The organism is Chamaesiphon sp. VAR_69_metabat_338 (genome assembly GCF_031423935.1).
Classification (GTDB): Bacteria; Cyanobacteriota; Cyanobacteriia; order Cyanobacteriales; family Chamaesiphonaceae; genus Chamaesiphon.
Genome location: NZ_JANPGM010000477.1, coordinates 1 through 2402 on the forward strand (window position 1 = coordinate 1; position 2402 = coordinate 2402).

Annotated in this window: 4 protein-coding genes and 1 pseudogene; 2 read left to right on the forward strand and 3 right to left on the reverse strand. The window is 45.1% G+C overall.

Annotation, left to right across the window (positions count from 1 at the left end):
* Together RMO84_RS13210 and RMO84_RS13215 are read left to right on the forward strand one after the other, a co-directional pair.
* A pseudogene (locus RMO84_RS13210) lies at positions 1–594 on the forward strand (sulfite reductase, ferredoxin dependent); the annotation flags it as partial.
* 280 nt (positions 595–874) lie between these two features.
* Positions 875–1168 carry a type II toxin-antitoxin system ParD family antitoxin gene (locus RMO84_RS13215; RefSeq protein WP_310488916.1) on the forward strand — a complete coding sequence of 98 codons (294 nt, stop codon included), beginning with the start codon at positions 875–877 and terminating at the stop codon, positions 1166–1168.
* A 23-nt stretch (positions 1169–1191) separates the two neighbouring features.
* Here RMO84_RS13215 and RMO84_RS13220 read toward each other — a convergent pair whose 3' ends face one another.
* The 3 genes from RMO84_RS13220 to RMO84_RS13230 form a co-directional block, all read right to left on the reverse strand.
* Positions 1192–1536 (reverse strand): hypothetical protein, encoded by a 345-nt coding sequence (locus RMO84_RS13220; RefSeq protein WP_310488917.1) that lies wholly within the window; start codon positions 1534–1536, stop codon positions 1192–1194.
* 195 nt (positions 1537–1731) lie between these two features.
* Entirely contained in the window at positions 1732–2139 is a 408-nt protein-coding gene (locus RMO84_RS13225) for a hypothetical protein (protein WP_310488918.1), read from the reverse strand.
* Between the two features lie 15 nt (positions 2140–2154).
* Positions 2155–2391, reverse strand: a complete 237-nt coding sequence (locus RMO84_RS13230; protein ID WP_396135852.1) for a hypothetical protein — start codon at positions 2389–2391, stop codon at positions 2155–2157.
* Between the last annotated feature and the right edge of the window lie 11 nt (positions 2392–2402).

Here is a 2402-nt window from a genome sequence, read left to right on the forward strand (position 1 = left end):
TTTAAACTCCGCACCGCGTTGAGAGAAATCGTGCAGAAGTATCAAATCCCGATGCGCGTCACGCCCCATCAAAACGTATTGATTTACGATATCGATCCAGCCGATCGAGATAATATTCACAAAATCCTGCTCGACAATGGCATCGAACCAGATCCCCTCAACATCGATCCCCTCGTCCGCTACTCGATGGCGTGCCCAGCCCTGCCTACCTGCGGTCTAGCCGTCACCGAATCCGAGCGGATAGCCCCCAGCGTTAACGAGCGTTTTCGTGTCCTCCTGGACAAATTAGGCTTACCTGATGAGCCATTTGTCATCCGCATGACTGGCTGCCCCAACGGTTGCGCCCGCCCCTATATGGCAGAAGTCGGCTTTGTCGGTAGCTTCCCCGAAAGTTATCAAGTGTGGCTGGCTGGCTGTCCCGCTCAAACGCGTCTGGCGCAGGTATACACAGACAGAATGCACATTAACGATCTGGAGACTTTCTTCACGCCGATATTGGAGTACTTTAAGATCGATCGAAAGCCCGATGAAGGTTTCGGTGATTTCTGTAATCGCGTTGGCTTAGAATCCATCCGCGAAGTGTGTAAGCATTAAATAACTTGAAAATCTGTAGGTTGGGTTGAGCACAAGCGAAACCCAACTGACACACAAATATCTTAGAAATGTTGGGTTTCATTCTTCAACCCAACCTACAACTAGTCATCTGGTAGGGGCAATGTCTTGTCGCACACAAACGGGAGGAAACCTCCCGTTCGATGCGCCGCTTCATGAATTGCCCCTACCAGATGCTTTACGTGCCTTCTCAAAATAAACACTGGCAAAGATTGACAATGATTGCCAGTGTTTATTGTGTGAATTGCAATAAGGCTATCCCATGACAATCAATGTTAGCTTGACTCCCCAACTCGAAGAGATGATGCGGCAGAAGGTAGCAGGTGGGCTTTATAACAGTGTAAGTGAGGTTGTTCGTGAAGCCTTACGGCTGATGGATGCACAAGATCGTTTGCAAGCAGTTAAGTTAGAGCAGCTTCGGCAAGAAATTCAGAACGGAATTGACAGCGGCGAGCCAACCCCTTGGAATGCAGAAGAGATTAAACAAGCAGGTCGCCAGCGCAGAGCAGCCCGTAACAGTAACAAGGCTACAGGTGTTAGAGAAGGAGTAGAATGAGTGATTGACGATAGCGAGTGACCTTACTCTGATTCTGATAGATAATCGGCAACAGCATCCAACTCCTCTAAACCTCGATTCAATCGATCGAGCATTGCAGATCCGACCTCATTATTTAGACCGAATTTAGGATTTTGTGAGACAACATCTTGGATAGCTTCTAGCAAGAGTGCGAACGGAACTTCGCGGACGGCTGCGCGTAAACCCATATTAGTCAAAACAGCCAGATGAAACCCTGTGAGATCTTGTCCGCCGTAACCATAGAATCCATTCCATAGCTCTAGTTTTTCAGGAGTATACGCTATGTATTGTTCCGATGTGATGCCAGTTGGCTCTAACTGCGGTTGGGGTAAAGAAGGTTGAGTCATCGGTTTTCTCCAGAAATGCTAGTAATTTCATAAATCCGTAGGTTGGGTAGAGCGAAAGCGAAACCCAACTAACTCACCAATATCCTAGAAATGTTGGGTTTCATTCTTCAACCCAACCTACAGATCTTCAACTAGCCCCAATCTTTGAGGCTAATAATTAATTCGTCATTTCTACATTCGCAAATAGATAAATTATTAAAAGTCAAATTCACCGTACCTATCCTTTATTTCTGATATATCTTTTGACTCCTCGCTCACAATATTATCAGCTACTGAGAGTATTCCTGCATATTGGAAGTCATCAATGTACCAGGGATTTTCACCGTTTAGCTTGTACCCCCACGGCTCGATAAAGTGTTCGATTAAATAGATTAACCACTCTTTTCCATAGTAAAATTTCTCGTTTTTGTCCCATTCCAATCCTTGATTGTCTCTAGTTGGAATCCACTGACAATAGTAAGTTGGTGGTTTTCCCTCACCACCAGGATTTCCAGATTCATCTTCGTGCTCGATTTCACTAAATTCATTCAAAATATTCGCATGTTCGGGTTCGATCGGTCGATCGAAATAGAAGGGACGGAGATAGATTGTTGAGAAACCCATAGTTTGCCTAATTCATTATTCACCAATAATTCGAGCGTTCATCAGTGTAAAAATGCGATCGAGTTCGGTAATGCCAGTAAGTTCGCTGGTTTCTTCAGTGGTAAGGAGATCGGATTTTTGACGATCGATTAAAACTTCGAGACGGGCTTGCAGATCGTCAGTAAACTTAAACAGATTGAGTCCGCGCACTTTTTGGATCTGGATACCAACTTCAATCCAGAACGACGGCTGTACCATTGTTTGAGTAATCATATCGATCGATC

What these genes read in the sequence shown, in the direction of transcription:
- RMO84_RS13230 (WP_396135852.1), bottom strand. Translation starts at nt 2,391, where the DNA reads ATGATTACTCAAACAATGGTACAGCCGTCGTTCTGGATTGAAGTTGGT.
- RMO84_RS13215 (WP_310488916.1), top strand. Translation starts at nt 875, where the DNA reads ATGACAATCAATGTTAGCTTGACTCCCCAACTCGAAGAGATGATGCGG.
- RMO84_RS13220 (WP_310488917.1), bottom strand. Translation starts at nt 1,536, where the DNA reads ATGACTCAACCTTCTTTACCCCAACCGCAGTTAGAGCCAACTGGCATC.
- RMO84_RS13225 (WP_310488918.1), bottom strand. Translation starts at nt 2,139, where the DNA reads ATGGGTTTCTCAACAATCTATCTCCGTCCCTTCTATTTCGATCGACCG.